This is a genomic window from Proteus terrae (genome assembly GCF_003144325.1).
Classification (GTDB): domain Bacteria; phylum Pseudomonadota; class Gammaproteobacteria; order Enterobacterales; family Enterobacteriaceae; genus Proteus; species Proteus terrae.
Genome location: NZ_PENS01000016.1, coordinates 72,626 through 89,147, shown reverse-complemented (window position 1 = coordinate 89,147; position 16,522 = coordinate 72,626). Strand labels below are relative to the sequence as shown.

General features: G+C 38.4%; 17 protein-coding genes. 11 read left to right on the top strand and 6 right to left on the bottom strand.

The window, feature by feature from the left end:
• Positions 1 to 325 precede the first annotated feature (325 nt).
• Positions 326 to 1,093, top strand: coding sequence for a L,D-transpeptidase family protein (locus DK857_RS15975; protein ID WP_109395283.1), 768 nt, complete (start codon positions 326 to 328; stop codon positions 1,091 to 1,093).
• Here the strand turns inward: DK857_RS15975 and DK857_RS15970 are convergent.
• Positions 1,064 to 1,831: a class II glutamine amidotransferase gene (locus DK857_RS15970; protein WP_109395284.1), complete on the bottom strand. Its 768-nt coding sequence runs from the start codon at positions 1,829 to 1,831 to the stop codon at positions 1,064 to 1,066. The genes DK857_RS15975 and DK857_RS15970 overlap by 30 nt on opposite strands.
• A gap of 53 nt (positions 1,832 to 1,884) precedes the next feature.
• Positions 1,885 to 2,463 carry a D-sedoheptulose 7-phosphate isomerase gene (gene lpcA, locus DK857_RS15965; RefSeq protein ID WP_006534804.1) on the bottom strand — a complete coding sequence of 193 codons (579 nt, stop codon included), beginning with the start codon at positions 2,461 to 2,463 and terminating at the stop codon, positions 1,885 to 1,887.
• A 238-nt stretch (positions 2,464 to 2,701) separates the two neighbouring features.
• Between lpcA and fadE the strand changes: the two genes are divergently transcribed.
• Positions 2,702 to 5,149 carry an acyl-CoA dehydrogenase FadE gene (gene fadE / locus DK857_RS15960; RefSeq protein WP_109402702.1) on the top strand — a complete coding sequence of 816 codons (2,448 nt, stop codon included), beginning with the start codon at positions 2,702 to 2,704 and terminating at the stop codon, positions 5,147 to 5,149.
• A 109-nt stretch (positions 5,150 to 5,258) separates the two neighbouring features.
• Here fadE and lysA read toward each other — a convergent pair whose 3' ends face one another.
• Positions 5,259 to 6,500 (bottom strand): diaminopimelate decarboxylase, encoded by a 1,242-nt coding sequence (gene lysA, locus DK857_RS15955; RefSeq protein ID WP_109402701.1) that lies wholly within the window; start codon positions 6,498 to 6,500, stop codon positions 5,259 to 5,261.
• A gap of 112 nt (positions 6,501 to 6,612) precedes the next feature.
• Here lysA and DK857_RS15950 point away from each other — a divergent pair, with 112 nt between their 5' ends.
• Positions 6,613 to 7,539 (top strand): LysR family transcriptional regulator, encoded by a 927-nt coding sequence (locus DK857_RS15950; protein WP_109395287.1) that lies wholly within the window; start codon positions 6,613 to 6,615, stop codon positions 7,537 to 7,539.
• On the opposite strand, the gene DK857_RS15945 is transcribed toward DK857_RS15950, so the two are convergent.
• Positions 7,516 to 8,436, bottom strand: a complete 921-nt coding sequence (locus DK857_RS15945) for a LysR family transcriptional regulator (RefSeq protein ID WP_109395288.1) — start codon at positions 8,434 to 8,436, stop codon at positions 7,516 to 7,518. The two genes, DK857_RS15950 and DK857_RS15945, sit on opposite strands and share 24 nt — an antisense overlap.
• A 105-nt stretch (positions 8,437 to 8,541) precedes the next feature.
• Between DK857_RS15945 and DK857_RS15940 the strand changes: the two genes are divergently transcribed.
• Both DK857_RS15940 and DK857_RS15935 read left to right on the top strand, forming a co-directional pair.
• Positions 8,542 to 9,414, top strand: coding sequence for an MBL fold metallo-hydrolase (locus DK857_RS15940; RefSeq protein ID WP_109395289.1), 873 nt, complete (start codon positions 8,542 to 8,544; stop codon positions 9,412 to 9,414).
• Positions 9,402 to 10,070, top strand: a complete 669-nt coding sequence (locus DK857_RS15935; protein WP_109402700.1) for a DsbA family protein — start codon at positions 9,402 to 9,404, stop codon at positions 10,068 to 10,070. Before DK857_RS15940 ends, DK857_RS15935 begins: the two co-directional genes overlap by 13 nt.
• A 110-nt stretch (positions 10,071 to 10,180) precedes the next feature.
• Here the strand turns inward: DK857_RS15935 and DK857_RS15930 are convergent, their stop codons facing one another.
• Entirely contained in the window at positions 10,181 to 10,834 is a 654-nt protein-coding gene (locus DK857_RS15930) for a prepilin peptidase (protein WP_109402699.1), read from the bottom strand.
• Positions 10,835 to 11,084: 250 nt separating this feature from the next.
• On the opposite strand from DK857_RS15930, the gene rsmE reads away from it, so the two are divergent.
• The 4 genes from rsmE (at position 11,085) to ruvX (ending at position 13,903) form a co-directional block, all read left to right on the top strand.
• Entirely contained in the window at positions 11,085 to 11,816 is a 732-nt protein-coding gene (rsmE, locus tag DK857_RS15925; protein ID WP_109395292.1) for a 16S rRNA (uracil(1498)-N(3))-methyltransferase, read from the top strand.
• Positions 11,817 to 11,826: 10 nt separating this feature from the next.
• On the top strand, positions 11,827 to 12,783 hold the full coding sequence (gene gshB, locus DK857_RS15920; protein ID WP_109402698.1) for a glutathione synthase: 957 nt from the start codon (positions 11,827 to 11,829) through the stop codon (positions 12,781 to 12,783).
• A gap of 143 nt (positions 12,784 to 12,926) precedes the next feature.
• The gene (locus tag DK857_RS15915) at positions 12,927 to 13,490 is read left to right on the top strand and encodes a YqgE/AlgH family protein (protein ID WP_109395293.1); all 564 of its coding nucleotides are present in this window, start codon (positions 12,927 to 12,929) and stop codon (positions 13,488 to 13,490) included.
• A complete protein-coding gene (gene ruvX, locus DK857_RS15910) occupies positions 13,490 to 13,903 on the top strand; it encodes a Holliday junction resolvase RuvX (protein ID WP_109402697.1) in 414 nt (137 codons plus the stop codon). Before DK857_RS15915 ends, ruvX begins: the two co-directional genes overlap by 1 nt.
• 54 nt (positions 13,904 to 13,957) lie before the next feature.
• Here ruvX and DK857_RS15905 read toward each other — a convergent pair whose 3' ends face one another.
• On the bottom strand, positions 13,958 to 14,962 hold the full coding sequence (locus tag DK857_RS15905; RefSeq protein WP_109402696.1) for a type IV pilus twitching motility protein PilT: 1,005 nt from the start codon (positions 14,960 to 14,962) through the stop codon (positions 13,958 to 13,960).
• 21 nt (positions 14,963 to 14,983) lie between these two features.
• Between DK857_RS15905 and DK857_RS15900 the strand changes: the two genes are divergently transcribed.
• Positions 14,984 to 15,682, top strand: a complete 699-nt coding sequence (locus DK857_RS15900; protein WP_075672347.1) for a YggS family pyridoxal phosphate-dependent enzyme — start codon at positions 14,984 to 14,986, stop codon at positions 15,680 to 15,682.
• A 14-nt stretch (positions 15,683 to 15,696) separates the two neighbouring features.
• Positions 15,697 to 16,515 carry a pyrroline-5-carboxylate reductase gene (gene proC / locus DK857_RS15895; protein ID WP_109402695.1) on the top strand — a complete coding sequence of 273 codons (819 nt, stop codon included), beginning with the start codon at positions 15,697 to 15,699 and terminating at the stop codon, positions 16,513 to 16,515.
• Positions 16,516 to 16,522 lie beyond the last annotated feature (7 nt).

Sequence of the window (16,522 nt, the reverse complement as noted above, 5' to 3'; positions counted from 1 at the left end):
TTTGAACCCTAAGTTATTTATCTCCGATAATTGTTACTATTTTCTCTTATTCTGCCGAACTGAATTTTATCATCTCAGCCTAAACCTGTCTGACTATTCGAGTGATTTAGCTCAAGCAAATGGGAATATTATTTTGACTGAAACGTTAATAACTCGTATAAACCGAATTAAAATATCATTTTTTTCGACTAGCGATTAAATTTCATACGGAATATTTTGTAAAAGAAAAGAAACTATATCAGATTTTAATTTACAAATTTATTGCTTCATAGCAATCTACGATCTACTTTATCAACAAATTTTAAGCTATTTTTCTGATAAAACTATGACCAATCACGCAAAACAACTAATCAGTTTTTTAACATTAATGTTAATTTCTTTATTAGTTAACGCTGAAAATAGTTCAAATTTCCTAATGAAACCTGTTAAAAAAAGTACAGGACAACCTATCTATATTCAAATTTTCAAAGAAGAAAGCTTACTTGAACTTTATACGGAAAAATTAGATGGGCAATTAGAAAAAGTACGTACTTACCCTATTTGTAGCTATTCTGGAGGTCTTGGACCTAAAAAGTTTCAAGGTGATTTAAAAAGCCCTGAAGGTTTTTATCAGATCAATTTCTCGCAATTAAATCCGAACAGTCGATTTTACCGAGCTATTAACCTAGGATTTCCTAATCAATATGATAAATCAAAAGGGTATACAGGCGACTTTTTAATGATCCATGGGGCATGCAAATCGGTGGGTTGCTATGCAATGACAGATTCGGTAATGGACGAAATTTATCAGTATGCTGAATTGGCGCTACAAGGAGGTCAATCTACGATTAATATTCATATTTTTCCATTTAAGATGACCGCTGAAAATATGAAAAAACACCAGTATTCAAAAGATATGGATTTCTGGCAACAGCTTATGCCTGCCTACCAATATGTTGAAGAACGCAAAAAAATCCCATCTGTTACTGTTCAGGATGGGCGTTATTACGTTAATAGCACTTTGACTTCATCTAATAGTGTAAATTCTGTCCTTAACTTATCGAAAAATAGTGACAGCAAATGGTTACAGAATACGCACACCACGATCAAATAAGACAAACTCGCCAGCAGGAATACGTTGCCAAGATTCATTTCCAGTCAATGGTAATGTTGAAATAACAGAAACCACATCATTTGATTGGGTATGTTGCTGGAAATCAATTTCTACATCTTGATCAAGCAATTTGGCTTTGCCGAAAGGCGCCTTACGCGTGATCCAGTGTAAGTTTGTTGAGCAATATGCCATGACAAATCGACCATCTGACAACAGCATATTAAATACCCCTTTTTGCTTTAATTGAGAGGCTAAAATAGCGATAAAACGAAATACAGCAGGCCAATTCACAGGGGTTCGTTTATAACGATTTTCAAGTTGATTTAAGATCCAGCAAAACGCTTTCTCACTATCCGTCTGCCCTATCGCCCGAAAACGCCCTGTTTCAAGAGATTGATAGCCTTTTAGTTGACCATTATGCGCATAAGTCCAGTTTTTTCCCCATAACTCACGGGTAAAAGGATGGGTGTTTTCTAAAGAGACATTACCTCTATTCGCTTGACGAATATGAGCAATTACAGCCTCTGATTTAATTGGGTACTCTTGAACAAAGCGAGCGACTGGCGATATTGCGCTGGCTTGAGGATCTTTAAATGTACGACATCCCAATCCTTCGTAGAAAGTAATTCCCCAACCATCTTTATGAGGCCCTGTCTTACCACCTCTTGGAATTAGCCCACTTAGACTGAAATTAATATCTGTCGGTACATTTGCACTCATGCCTAACAACTCACACATCGCTCACTCCTTCTTGCCGATGTTTATCGCTAACTTATAGCAATATCAACCAATTATTTTTCCATTTCTTTTTCAATTAATTGGATCAGAATATGGATAACTTTGATATGGATTTCTTGAATACGATCAGCGTAACCGAAATGAGGTACACGAATTTCAATATCTGCTGTACCATCCATTTTTCCGCCATCTTTACCCGTTAGCGTAATGACTTTCATGCCTTTCTCACGCGCAGCACTAATTGCTTTGATGATATTGCCTGAATTGCCTGAGGTTGAAATACCCAGCAGAACATCACCTTCTTTACCTACAGCTTCAACATAACGAGAGAAGATGTATTCATAGCCAAAATCATTACTCACGCATGAGATATGACTTACATCTGAAATAGCAATGGCAGGATAACCTGGGCGATTTTCACGATAGCGTCCGGTTAACTCTTCTGCAAAATGCATTGCATCACAATGAGAGCCACCATTACCGCAAGATAATACTTTACCACCTGCTTTAAAAGAATCAGCTAATAACACGGCAGCTTTTTGGATAGCTTCAATATTTGCATCATCTTGAAGAAAGCGAGAGAGTGTATCTGCTGCTTCTGTTAATTCACCACGGATAAGATCTTGGTACATAGGATTTTTACTCCAGAAAGGGTAATCGAAATTTTCTGTTTCTCAGTGTAACGGATTAAATGTCATGAAAGAAGATACCTATTATCGACAAATGCTAACTTCTCTCATTTACGAATAATTTGTGAGCTATATTGTAATTAGAATGTAAATATATTGATAAAAGTTAGTGACTGGATTAGATCTAAATAACAAACAACAGGTCTGACCTCTGATCTCTTGCTAAATACAGGAGTTTATTATGACACTACTCAGTATCGTACTTTTTATTATTCTTATTGGCGTGCTTAGCTATCGCAAATTCGGTATTGCGGTAAGTAGCCTTGCACTTATTGCTTATACATTAGTAATGGGTATCGCCAATATTTGGAGTTACTGGTTACTTCTCCCCATTGCATTGGTTTTATTACCCTTTACTATTCCTTCTATTCGTAGAGCCTATATCTCAGTACCTGCACTTAAAGCATTTCAAAAAGTCATGCCCTCTATGTCTAAAACAGAACAAGAAGCCATTGATGCAGGTACAACATGGTGGGAAGGCGAGCTTTTCCGTGGTGCTCCCGATTGGAAACAACTTCATAATTACCCTAAGCCACAGTTAACAGCTGAAGAGCAAGCTTTCCTTGATGGACCTGTCGAAGAAGTTTGCCGTATGACAAATGACTTTGAGATCACTCATGAATTAGCTGATCTACCTCCTGAAATCTGGCAATACCTTAAAGACAATCGCTTCTTTGCGATGATTATTAAAAAAGAGTACGGCGGGTTAGAGTTTTCAGCCTACGCTCAATCACGCGTATTGCAAAAACTGTCGGGAGTATCTGGTATTTTAGCCATCACCGTGGGTGTACCTAACTCTTTAGGCCCCGGCGAACTACTGCAACACTATGGTACTGATGAACAGAAAAAGCGCTATTTACCTGGTTTAGCCAAAGGAGATGAAATTCCTTGTTTCGCATTAACAAGCCCAGAAGCGGGCTCCGATGCAGGTGCTATTCCTGACAGTGGCGTAGTCTGTATGGGCGAATGGCAAGGCGAGCAAGTACTTGGTCTTCGTTTAACATGGAATAAACGCTATATCACTCTTGCCCCTATCGCAACCGTATTAGGATTAGCATTTAAATTACGCGATCCTGACCATCTATTAAGTGATGACGAAAACCCGGGCATTACCTGTGCGTTAATTCCAACTGATGTCAAAGGTGTTGAAATCGGTCATCGTCATTTCCCACTGAACGTGCCATTTATGAATGGACCGACTCGTGGTAAAGATGTTTTTGTTCCTATCGATTACATCATTGGCGGACCAAAAATGGCAGGACAAGGCTGGAGAATGCTGGTGGAATGTCTCTCTGTTGGTCGAGGGATCACTCTACCTTCAAACTCTACCGGCGGTTTAAAAAGTGTGGCTATGGCAACAGGCGCTTATTCTCGTGTCCGTCGTCAGTTCAAAATTCCAATTGGTAAAATGGAAGGTATTGAAGAGCCATTAGCTCGTCTGGCTGGTAACGCCTATCTTTTAGATTCTGCGGCAACCTTAATTACTACGGGTATTATGCTAGGTGAAAAACCTGCCGTATTATCCGCTATCGTAAAATATCATTGTACTCATCGAGCACAGCGGGGCGTTATTGATGCAATGGATATCGTTGGTGGTAAAGGGATCAGTCTTGGGCCATCAAACTTTGTCGCACGTTCTTACCAAGGTTCTCCAATTGCCATCACGGTTGAAGGTGCCAATATTTTAACTCGTAGCATGATCATTTATGGTCAAGGTGCTATCCGTTGCCATCCTTATGTATTAGATGAAATTGCAGCAGCACGAGATAACAACCTACACGATTTTGACCGTGCTTTATTTGGTCATATCGGTCACGTAGCAAGTAATACCTTACGCAGTCTGTGGTTGGGTATCACAAATGGTCGATTAAGTAATTCGCCAACTAATGATGAAACTCGTCGTTATTATCAACAAATTAACCGCTTGAGTGCCAATATGGCGCTGTTGTCTGATGTTTCAATGGGTGTTTTAGGCGGAAGCTTAAAACGTCGTGAGCGTATTTCAGCACGCTTAGGTGACATATTAAGTCACATCTTCCTCGCTTCTGCTGCGCTTAAGCGTTATGAAGATGAAGGTCGCCATACCGCAGATTTACCTCTCGTACATTGGAGCGTAAAAGAGTGTTTATACCAAGCTGAAAATGCAATTGATGAACTACTACGCAATTTCCCAAGCCGTGTTGTTGCAGGTACTATGCGAGCAATTATTTTCCCGCTGGGTAAAGCTCAAAAATTACCATCAGATAAATTAGATAGCAAAGTGGCACAACTTATCCAACAACCTTCTGAAACCCGTGATCGCATTGGTAGAGGTCAATACTTAACACCGAGCGAGCATAATCCACATGGTTTAATGGAAGAAGCACTACTGGATATTTTAGCGGCTGAACCTATTTTCGACCGTATTTGTCGCCTCTATGAGAAGAAGTTTAACTTTACTCAATTAGATAAATTAGCGGACAAAGCACTGGCTGATAAACGAGTAACTCAAGAAGAAGCCGATATCTTACGTAAAGCAGAACAGAGTCGCTTACGGAGTATCAATGTTGATGAGTTTGACTTTGATGCATTGGCGGTGCCTGCAAAAAAGCCGAAAGCTGACAAAGTCAAAACAGACAAAGCAGCCTAACAATCGAGATAAAAGGAAATATTTCCCTTTATAAAACAAAAACACCTCATCACTTTTAGTGATGAGGTGTTTTTTATTAAGAGCGAATTATTAAAATCCCAAAAATTAATTAAAGATCTAACTCCAATGCTAATAACTCTTCTATTGTTTGGCGACGACGAATTAATTGAGAAACACCGCCTGTTATCAACACTTCAGGAATAAGTGGTCGGCTATTATAATTCGATGACATTGACGCACCATACGCCCCTGTATCATGGATCACTAAATAATCGCCTACCTGTGCTTGGGGCAATAAACGAGGAACAACAGTGCCTCCCTCTTGCTGAGTAAAAACATCACCCGATTCACACAGCGGGCCTGCCACAATCGTCTCTTGTAATTCAGTCATTGGTTTTATTTGACCATGTCTATCTAAAACTGAAATATAATGATAACTGCCATACATTGCAGGACGCATTAAATCACTAAATCCAGCATCCACCAGCACATAGTGACGGCTTCCCATTGATTTAACAGCTCTCACTTGTGAAATCAATACACCAGATTCAGCCACTAAAAAACGTCCTGGCTCAATCTCTAACTCAACAGAATGCCCTAAGTGTTGTGCAATACGCTGGCGTGCTTTATCCCATAAAGAAAAATAGTGATCCAAATCGACTATTGCATCACCTTCTTGATAAGGCGTTGATAATCCACCTCCTGCTGAAATAGCTTGAATATCAACTTGAGAGGTAAGCACTTGCTCTACCATTGCATCGCAGACACTAGCAAGATGTTGATAGTCAACACCCGAGCCAATATGCATATGAAAACCAACTAGAGTTAGATTGTATTGCTGGATCACAGCTAACGCTTCTGGCACATCGTCATACCAAATACCATGCTTACTGTTTTCACCACCTGTATTGGTTTTTTGGCTATGTCCATGACCAAATCCGGGGTTAATTCTTATCCAAACAGCATGACCTTGATTGCGCTCACCCAATTGACGAAGCATATCAATAGAGCCTGCATTAACAGGAATATCTAACTCAACAACACGTTCAATTGTTCTTTCATCAAGTAAATCAGCCGTAAAGACAATCTCACTTTTTTCTCTACCACCTTGATAACCGGCAACTAAAGCGCGCTCAATTTCCCCCAACGAAACAGAGTCAACTTTAACACCCTGTGCTTTCATTAAACGTAAAATATGAATATTGGAACATGCTTTTTGAGCAAACCGAACTACATCAAAAGATTTAAGCTGAGCAATACGCTGAGAAATAGTATCGCCTTGATAAATCCATAATGGCGTTCCATAAGTTTGTGCTAATTGGTATTGAGCCATAGTTATTGATGTTGTCATGTTATCTACTCATAAAAGTCACAGGTGAATAGAATCATTATTTATGAACTTATAAGGGAATAAAAATATCAAATAAGCTACACTCTATTCATCTATGATATAGGAATATAAGATGAAAGCTCCTTTTAATTGGCGACACATTGAAATTTTTCATGCGGTGATGACTACGCAGAACCTTACTGAAGCCGCAGAGCTACTGAAGACGTCACAACCCACTGTCAGCAGAGAATTATCTCGTCTTGAACATCTATTAGCATTTAAATTATTTGATAGAATAAAAGGCCGTTTACAGCCCACAACCGAAGGATTGCGCTTTTTTGAGGAAGTACAACGTTCTTATTATGGTTTAGATAGAATAATTAACGCAGCTGAAAATATTCGCCATTTTAACCAAGCAGAATTGAACATCACCTGCCTGCCCGCATTTGCTCAATCATTATTACCTTCAATTTGCCGACAATTTCTAGATAAATATCCTGATGTCAATTTAACTATTGTTCCTCAAGAATCCCCTTTATTAGAAGAGTGGTTATCCGCACAACATTACGATTTAGGATTGGTAGAACACACACAAACACCAGCTGGAACTCAACAAGAAACCGTGCTTACACTCAATGAAGTCGCAGTTTTACCCAAATCACATCCATTGTGTAAAAAAACATTATTACACCCTGTTGATTTTCAAAATGAACGTTTTATTAGCCTGTCAGCCAATGATAGTTACCGACAATTAATTGATACTGTATTTATTAAAAATGGAACTGCACGACAATTAGTTATGGAAACACAAAGTGCCGCCTCTATTTGTGCAATGGTGAGTGAAAATATCGGTATTTCAATTGTTAACCCTATTACCGCACTTGATTACTTAGATAAATCTATTTGCCTTCGTCCTTTAAGCTTTACTATCCCTTTTACCATCAGCTTAATTACCCCATCACATCGTCCTTCATCACAACTTGTTGCCTATTTTATTGATGTAATGAAAGAGACATTATCAGATTACCCTAAACGACTAACCCAAGCTTTTACCCGATAAAGCAAGCCAATAAGGTGATGATGAAAACCACTCTACTAAGAAATCCAGCAATACTCTAACGGCAGCAGGCATATTTTGTCGGCTCGCTAGAACCGCATAAATTCCCATCGGCTGAGCTTGATAGTCAGACAAAACTTGTTCTAGCTCACCACTTTCAATATAAGGTTTGGCTGAATAATAAGGTTGTAGCGATATACCAGCTCCTTTTAGCGTAGCTTGCAATAAAACAACCGATTCATTTGCGCTTAAATTCCCCCCAACAGGTACTGAATAACGTTCATCACCTAAATTAAATTCCCACAAACTACGACCAAAAAATCGGTAAGTTAAACATTGATGCTGAGTAAGTTCATCTGGGTTTTGAGGTATACCTTTTTTTGCTAAGTAATCTTTATGGGCACACACCACAGAAAGACATGTCGCAAGCGAGCGTGCGATTAAGTTAGGCTCAAGGTTATTCGTAATACGCAACGCGATATCAATACGTTCTTCCACCAAATTCACGGTTTGATTAGTGATTTGTAAATCAACCGCAATTAAAGGATAACGCTGCATAAACTCACATATTGCCACTGACAAAATACTATTTGCTAATGATTGTGAACTGGTAATACGAACAAGCCCACTGATTTGATGACGTTCTTTCGGAATATTAGCGGGTATACGTTCAGCCATTTCTAATAACTGTAAACTCTGTTCGTATACCATTTCACCTACTGATGTTAGGCTTTGTTTGCGTGTCGTTCTATGCAATAAACGCACTCCTGCCCACTCTTCCATCTCATTTAAATAGCGCGTCACCATGGCTCTAGACATACCTAGATAATCAGCAGCTTTTATCATACTTCCCTGCTTCACAATGGTTACAAACACTTCTGATGCTTTTATTTTATCCATTTTATTTGCTCGATTTACGCAACAATTAATTGCCTAAAATAGGGTTTTTCTCTTGTTTTATGCAACATATTATAGTCAGCAACAACCTTATGGAGAAAACAAAAGATGAAAAAATTACTTCCTTTAACACTTGCAACTACCGCATTCTTCGCAACATCAGCGTTAGCAACTGATTTAACATTAGATATTTATAACCCAGGAGAGGCGAGCGTTTTCCCTGTTTCTTCCGAAATTATTTATGGCGATAAAGATGCCGTTTTAATTGATGCACAATTTCAAAAAAATGATGCACAAGCGCTAGTTGATAAAATAAAAGCCTCTGGAAAAAACCTGACTTATATCTATATCAGCCATTCTGATCCTGACTTTTATTTTGGGTTAGATGTCATTACTGATGCATTTCCAAATGCTAAAGTAATTGCAACGGCACCCACAATTAAAGCCATTAATGAAACTCAAGCAGGAAAGCTTGCCTACTGGGGGCCTGTACTTAAAGAAAATGCCCCTCAGAAAATCATCATTCCTGAAGTACTAAAAGGTGATAGTTTTTCTCTAGAAGGTGAAACCATTTCAGTCAAAGGCTTAGATGGGCAATCTCAAGATAGAACATATATTTATGTTCCAAAACTTAATGCAGTAATGGGTGGTGTTTTAGTCTCTGAAAATATTCATGTTTGGTTGGCAGATACTCAAACCGTGGAAGAGCGCCAACATTGGGTTAATGCATTACAGCAAATAAAATCATTATCCCCAAAAACCGTTATTCCTGGTCACTATTTACCAAAAGCAACGTATGATCTACAAGCCGTTGACTTTACAATGAATTACCTAATTGAAGCTGAGAAAAATCTTGAAAAAACGAAAAATTCAGATGAATTTATTGCAGCGATGGAAAAAAATCATCAGAATTTAGCAGATAAATCAAGCCTAGAACTTAGTGCAAAAGTACTAAAAGGAGAGATGCAGTGGCCTCAGTAGCAAGCAATACAGGTAATACCCAAGGTACTAAAATATTGCACTATGTTTATGATCCTCTTTGTGGTTGGTGCTACGGCATTGCACCCCTGATTGAAGCAGTAAGCAATGCGTTTCCACATTCCATTAAGTTACATGGTGGTGGATTGTTTACACCAGCAAGAGCAGTCACAGGTGGTCAATCATGGAAAGAGCATGTTACACCCATTGATGAACGTATTAGTCAATTATCGGGCCAAGTTTTTAGTCACGCATATCATGACACTCTTGGTAACACTGAAATGGTTTTAAATTCACTTCTACCTATTTCAGCCGTTCTTGTTGCGGAAAAAATGGGAGAGCGAGATGTTTATTTATTAAAAGCATTACAAGAGGCCTATTACCTTGACGGCTTAAATATCAGTGACAGAGACACTCTGCTATTTATTGTGAAAAAACTTGGCTTTGATGTTGAGCTGTTTGCATCTTTACTGTCTGAAATTAGCGAAACACAAATTCAGCAACATTTAAGCCAGACACAACAATTAATGTCTCAAGTTAATGGTCGCGGTTTTCCAACTTTATTTATTGAAGATAACCAAGGTTACCACCTGATATCGGTTGAAAAATATTTAGGTGATACAAAACGTTGGCAGCAATTTATAAAAGAAAACCTATAATCTTCTTTTCAGTGTGCAGATTAATTTCCGCACACTGCCTTCTTTATTTCGATTCTTATTATTTTCTTTTTATACATATCTAAAAAATGATTTAGTTTCTTTAAAATCAATTAATTGAAATAATTGTAAGATGAAAAGTTGAAACCTAATACCATTAATGTTGAAAATGAAAGGCAAGAGCCAAATGCTACTTTTTTGATATGATCTTTTGTTGTGATTAATACTGCACAATACACACTTAATCCTAGAAAAGAACCAAGCAAAAGAATATACGGTAATTTCTCAACCCCACACCATGCCCCAATAGCACCAAATAATTTCACATCACCAAAACCTAAAACACATTTTTGGCAGATAAAATATCCCCATAAATAGATGCCATAAAAAAGCCCAACACCACCTAAAAAACCATAAAAAGCATGATTGAAAGGTACTAATCCATATACTGAGTAATTACATAATAACCCTAAAAATATTAGCCAATAAGTCAACGTATTAGGCAGAAGAAAATAATCAGCATCAAAGAAAGAGAGCATCAACAAATAAAAACTTAATACCGAAAGTATTATCAATAAAGAAAATGAATTAATTGAAAAAAACCAATATAAACAAATGATAATGTAACTCAGTGTAAGTTGTTTACATCGAGTTTTAGGTAACAAAAATAATAATGAAAAAGGCAGACAAAACTTAATAAAAACAAGAAAATCACTCAAAAAAGAAAACAAAGGTGTTTTTATAAAACAACAACGGCTTAATGGCATAAATATCTACTCCCTGATACATCGTTATCCTTGTTAAACGACTGTATAAGAAGATCCATTTAATACCGAGAATTTTCTTTATAATGACAATGAAAACATGAAATTTTGCGACAAAACACGCAATAAGATCCACGCTATAATAGCAACAAAAGCAAAGTGATAACTTGCATGCCATAATGTCATGCGTATGATGCATATCACATATTTTATTTATCACGGTTAACCATCTATTACGTAAGGGTTTCACGTTATGCGTATTCCTCGCATTTATCATCCAGAACCACTCACAGCAGGTACTCAAACAGCATTAGATGAAGAAGCATCTAATCATGTTGGGCGTGTATTAAGAATGTCTACTGGGCAAAAACTAGCACTGTTTGATGGTTCAAATCAGGTATTTGATGCTGAAATCATAGAAAGCACAAAAAAGTCAGTCACTGTGCAAATCAATGAAGGCATTGTTGATGATAAAGAATCCCCTCTCGACCTCCATTTAGGACAAGTGCTTTCACGAGGTGAGAAAATGGAGTTTACTATTCAAAAATCAGTTGAGTTAGGTGTTAATACGATCACTCCACTGATCTCAGAACGCTGTGGTGTTAAACTTGACCCTAGTCGTTTAGAGAAAAAACATCAGCAATGGCAAAAAATTATTATCTCGGCATGTGAGCAATGTGGCAGAAATAGCATTCCACAATTAATGCCTGTGATGCCATTAGAAGAATGGTGTGCTCAAGATGATGGTAGTTTAAAACTCAATTTACATCCTAGGGCTAACCAAAGTATTAATACCTTACCCTTACCTGTTAAAAAAGTGCGCTTATTGATTGGCCCTGAAGGTGGACTTTCCCCTGAAGAAATCGCCATGACAGCAGAGCACCATTTTACTGATATTTTATTAGGTCCTCGTGTATTAAGAACTGAAACAACAGCGCTCACCGCAATCACCGCTTTGCAGGTTCGGTTCGGCGATCTGGGATAAAGGAGAAGTAATGATTAAATTAGGTATTGTGATGGATCCAATTTCATCCATCAAAATCAAAAAAGACACCAGCTTTGCCATGTTATTAGAAGCACAACGTCGTGGCTGGGAAATTCATTATATGGAGATGAACGACCTTTACCTACATCAAGGTGAAGCACGCGCTCACACTCGTTTACTCAGTGTAGAAGAAAACCCAGAAAAATGGTTTGAGTTTGGCAAAGAGCAAGATATTGCTTTAGGTGAACTCGATACCATCTTAATGCGTAAAGATCCGCCTTTTGATACCGAATTTATCTACGCAACCTATATTTTAGAACGCGCTGAAGATATGGGAACGCTGATAGTTAATAAGCCACAAAGCTTACGTGACTGTAATGAAAAACTCTTTACTGCATGGTTTCCAACATTAACACCAGACACCTTAGTGACTCGTGAAGCTAAGCATTTACGCGCTTTTCATGAAAAACACGGTGATGTCATTTTCAAACCACTAGATGGTATGGGTGGCGCATCAATCTTCCGCCTGAAAAAAGACGATCCAAACGTAGGTGTTATTATTGAAACATTGACAGAACATGGTCACCGTTTCTGTATGGCTCAAAATTTCCTACCTGAAATTGTCAATGGTGATAAGCGCATTCTGGTTGTCGATGGCGAACCTGTTCCTTATTGCTTAGCGCGTATTCCTGCAAAAGGTGAAACGCGAGGCAACTTAGCTGCCGGTGGCCGTGGCGAAGCTCGTCCATTAACAGAAAGTGATTGGGCTATTGCGCGTCAAGTTGCACCTATCCTTAAACAAAAAGGCCTTATTTTTGTTGGATTAGATGTTATTGGCGATCGCTTGACTGAAATTAACGTCACAAGTCCAACATGTGCGCGTGAAATTGAAGCAGCTTATCCTGATATTTCTATTACAGGTATGCTAATGGATGCAATTGAAGTCCGCTTAAACAAGAAAAACTAACTTTTAGACACTGAGATTAAAGGGTTTAAAAGTATGAACCTAGCCCCCACATATTAATCAATAAGCGGTATACATTAAGAAATACGATGTATAAAAGGGCTAGGTTTTTTTAATAAAAATGATCAGGGAACAGTACGACTATTATGAATTTACTTAACCATTTTCTTATTGCTATGCCTTCATTAAGCGATCCGTTATTTGAACGCTCGGTCGTCTATGTTTGCGAACATAATGAAAACGGTGCGATGGGTTTAATTATTAATAAACCTATCGAAGATATCTCTGTGGAAGGTGTATTAGATCAACTAGAAATTTTTTCAACTGATAGAGATGGAGCAATTAGCTTACAAAAACCCGTGATGTCAGGAGGCCCTGTTGCAGAAGAGCATGGTTTTATCTTGCACACTCCGGTTTCAGGTTTTAGTTCTAGTATCAAAATTAGTGATAGCACGATGATCACAACTTCCAAAGATGTATTAGAAACCTTAGGTACAGCAAGACAACCAGAAAAAACATTAGTCTCTTTGGGTTATTCTAGTTGGGAACAAGGCCAATTAGAGAAAGAAATTTTAGAAAATAGCTGGCTAACAGTTGAAGCTTCTCCTCAAATTATTTTTGATACCCCTATTGCTGAACGTTGGCATAAAGCCGCTGAATTAATTGGGATTAATATCCACACCATTTCACCGATAGCGGGTCACGCATAATGTCAAACAGAACGGTAATGGGCTTTGATTTTGGCACAAAAAGCATTGGTGCCGCTATCGGTCAAGAAATTACAGGAACAGCAAGACCTTTAGCCTCATTTAAAGCAAAAGATGGTATTCCTGATTGGGCTCAAATCGAAAAAATCATAAAAGAGTGGCAACCTGATCTCGTGGTTGTCGGTTTACCTCTTAATATGGATGGCACCGAACAGTTAATCACAACTCAAGCTAAAAAATTTGCTAATCGCCTTCATGGCCGATTTGGTGTACAAATTGCGTTGCATGATGAACGCCTTAGCACCGTAGAAGCTCGCGCTCATCTTTTTGAACGTGGTGGTTATCGTTCCTTAGATAAAGGCAGTGTAGATGCAGCGTCTGCCGTTATTATTCTTGAAAGCTGGTTTGAACAATAATTCTAAAAAATAGGTTCCAACTAGTAATAGTCGACTATTTTTACTTATAAGTTATTACTCAGCTTGAATTAAACCTTCATGTTGGCGTTGTTGCCGACTTAACATGAAGGTTTGCATACCGTATTCACTACCTGTCTGCATTAATGTTGTCACTTGGTGGTATTTTCCTTCTCTAATAAGATGAGAAATACCCTGCGTGACCTGCATTATTTCAAATAACGCCACACGCCCACCTTCGGTTGAAGATACTAACTCTTGTGAGATTATCGCCCTTAAACTGCACGCTAATTGTGATGAAATCCATTGTCGCTCATTGCCTGTAAACACATTAGTTACGCGCTCAAGCGTTTGTGCTGCCCCTTGAGTATGCAATGTTGCCAGCACCAAATGTCCGGTTTCTGCTGCTGTTAATGCCAATTGAATACTTTGTGCATCTCTTAATTCGCCTAACATAATGACATCTGGATCTTGGCGTAGAGCGCTCTTTATCGCATTTGCAGTATGCTGAACATCTCGCCCTATTTCCCTTTGCTGCACAATGCTTTGCTTATTGCTATGTATAAACTCAATAGGATCTTCTAATGTCAAAATATGCTGACGTTGATATTGGTTTAAATGATTGATCATTGCTGCTAATGTCGATGATTTCCCACTTCCTGTTGCCCCCGTTACCAAAATAAGCCCATGAGAATAGCGGTCTAAAAGTGTTGAAACCGACTTGGGTACTCGAAGTTTATCTAAAGAAGGAATTTGTGTTTCAATTATTCTTAATACAGCTGAAACACCCTTTTGTTGACGAAATAAATTGACACGAAGTCGCTGCCCACAAGATAGCGTAAGTGCTGTATCAACCTGCCCTTCATTCTCAAAAGTTTGCTTTTGGGTGTTGCTCAAAAAAGGCAAGAACCATGCTAATAGACTATCGGAAGTGATAGGTTTACATTGATTTTGTTGATAAAGTATTCCATTGATCCGCAATCGTGGTACATCACCACAACAAAGGTGCAGATCCGAGGCGTTATGCTTTACACTATATGCAATTAAATTTTCCATTTTCATCTTATTATCTCCTGAGTTGCCATGAATACTATTAAACAGAATCTCGTCAATGTCAGGTCTCACATTGACACAGCAGCGCAGAAATGCGGCCGTTCTTCAGAAGAAATAACATTACTTGCAGTGAGTAAAACAAAACCTGCGAGTGATATCGAAAAAGCAATAGCGTGTGGACAAACTGAGTTTGGCGAAAACTATGTCCAAGAAGGCGTTGATAAAATCCATTATTTTGCTGATAACCACACCCTAGTTTGGCACTTTATCGGTCCTTTACAGTCAAATAAAACACGCCTTGTTGCTGAGAATTTCGATTGGTGCCATACCATTGATAGATTAAAAATCGCTCAAAGATTAAGTGATCAACGTCCTGACTCATTGCCACCATTAAATGTCCTTATTCAAATCAACATTAGCGATGAAAACAGTAAATCAGGTATTAATCTGACTGAACTTGATGGACTAGCGGCACAAATTTCTATTCTTTCAGGCATTAAATTACGTGGATTAATGGCGATCCCTGCACCTGAAAGTAATTATGACAAACAAGTTGAAGTGCTAGAAAAAATGCATCTCGCATTTAAGCAATTGCAATCTCAATATCCCCATATAGATACGTTATCTATGGGAATGACGAGTGATATGGAAGCTGCTATTGCTTGTGGTTCAACACTTGTTCGTATTGGAACGGCAATTTTTGGCGCAAGAGATTACGCGACTAAGTAAAAATAGAGGTTTATATGGAACATCGTAACATCGCATTTATTGGCGCTGGAAATATGGCTCAAGCCATTATTGCAGGATTGGTTCAAGGTGGATATCCAGCAAATAAAATCACCGTCAGCTCGCCTTCTGCTATTCGTCGTGAACCACTAGAAAAAGAGTTCGGTATTCATAGTACTAATGACAATATTGATGCGGTTCAGAAAGCGGATGTTATTGTGCTGGCAGTAAAGCCACAAATGATGAAGGAAGTTTGTAAGCCCTTACAAAATATCGATATGAGTAAAAAGTTAGTCCTCACTATCGCTGCTGGTATTCCTGCAACACGTTATAATGACTATTTCGCTACTCAATTACAGCTCGTTCGCATTATGCCAAATACCCCAGCTCTTGTAGGTAAAGGTTTAAGTGGTATGTTCGCGCACAATTCGCTTTCATCTCAAGATAAACAGTTTGCTGATGAATTAATGAAAAGTGTTGGAACAACCGTTTGGGTAGAGCAAGAATCTGCCATCAATGATATTATCGCCGTTGCTGGTAGTGCACCTGCTTATTTCTTCTTGTTTATGGAATCAATGCAACAAGAAGCTGAACGTTTAGGTTTTTCACCTGAAGTAGCAAGAGCTATTGTGCAACAAGCAGCAAGTGGTTCTACCGCCTTAGCAGAGAAACAATACATGTTACCTTTCTCAACTTTACGTGAACAAGTAACATCAAAAGGTGGAACGACAGCGGCTGCACTTATGCAGTTTTATGAAGGTAAATTACCTGAAAACGTCGCTTCTGCCATGCAAGCTGCGATTAAACGTGCGCAAGAAATGGAAAAACAATTTTAATTTCATC

Excerpts from the sequence above, each read along its gene's own strand:
- DK857_RS15970 (WP_109395284.1), bottom strand. The coding sequence starts at position 1,831 with ATGTGTGAGTTGTTAGGCATGAGTGCAAATGTACCGACAGATATTAAT.
- DK857_RS15930 (WP_109402699.1), bottom strand. The coding sequence starts at position 10,834 with ATGCCATTAAGCCGTTGTTGTTTTATAAAAACACCTTTGTTTTCTTTT.
- DK857_RS15900 (WP_075672347.1), top strand. The coding sequence starts at position 14,984 with ATGAATACTATTAAACAGAATCTCGTCAATGTCAGGTCTCACATTGAC.
- fadE (WP_109402702.1), top strand. The coding sequence starts at position 2,702 with ATGACACTACTCAGTATCGTACTTTTTATTATTCTTATTGGCGTGCTT.
- gshB (WP_109402698.1), top strand. The coding sequence starts at position 11,827 with ATGATTAAATTAGGTATTGTGATGGATCCAATTTCATCCATCAAAATC.
- DK857_RS15950 (WP_109395287.1), top strand. The coding sequence starts at position 6,613 with ATGAAAGCTCCTTTTAATTGGCGACACATTGAAATTTTTCATGCGGTG.
- DK857_RS15915 (WP_109395293.1), top strand. The coding sequence starts at position 12,927 with ATGAATTTACTTAACCATTTTCTTATTGCTATGCCTTCATTAAGCGAT.
- DK857_RS15940 (WP_109395289.1), top strand. The coding sequence starts at position 8,542 with ATGAAAAAATTACTTCCTTTAACACTTGCAACTACCGCATTCTTCGCA.
- rsmE (WP_109395292.1), top strand. The coding sequence starts at position 11,085 with ATGCGTATTCCTCGCATTTATCATCCAGAACCACTCACAGCAGGTACT.
- proC (WP_109402695.1), top strand. The coding sequence starts at position 15,697 with ATGGAACATCGTAACATCGCATTTATTGGCGCTGGAAATATGGCTCAA.
- lpcA (WP_006534804.1), bottom strand. The coding sequence starts at position 2,463 with ATGTACCAAGATCTTATCCGTGGTGAATTAACAGAAGCAGCAGATACA.
- DK857_RS15905 (WP_109402696.1), bottom strand. The coding sequence starts at position 14,962 with ATGAAAATGGAAAATTTAATTGCATATAGTGTAAAGCATAACGCCTCG.
- DK857_RS15975 (WP_109395283.1), top strand. The coding sequence starts at position 326 with ATGACCAATCACGCAAAACAACTAATCAGTTTTTTAACATTAATGTTA.
- DK857_RS15945 (WP_109395288.1), bottom strand. The coding sequence starts at position 8,436 with ATGGATAAAATAAAAGCATCAGAAGTGTTTGTAACCATTGTGAAGCAG.
- lysA (WP_109402701.1), bottom strand. The coding sequence starts at position 6,500 with ATGACAACATCAATAACTATGGCTCAATACCAATTAGCACAAACTTAT.
- ruvX (WP_109402697.1), top strand. The coding sequence starts at position 13,490 with ATGTCAAACAGAACGGTAATGGGCTTTGATTTTGGCACAAAAAGCATT.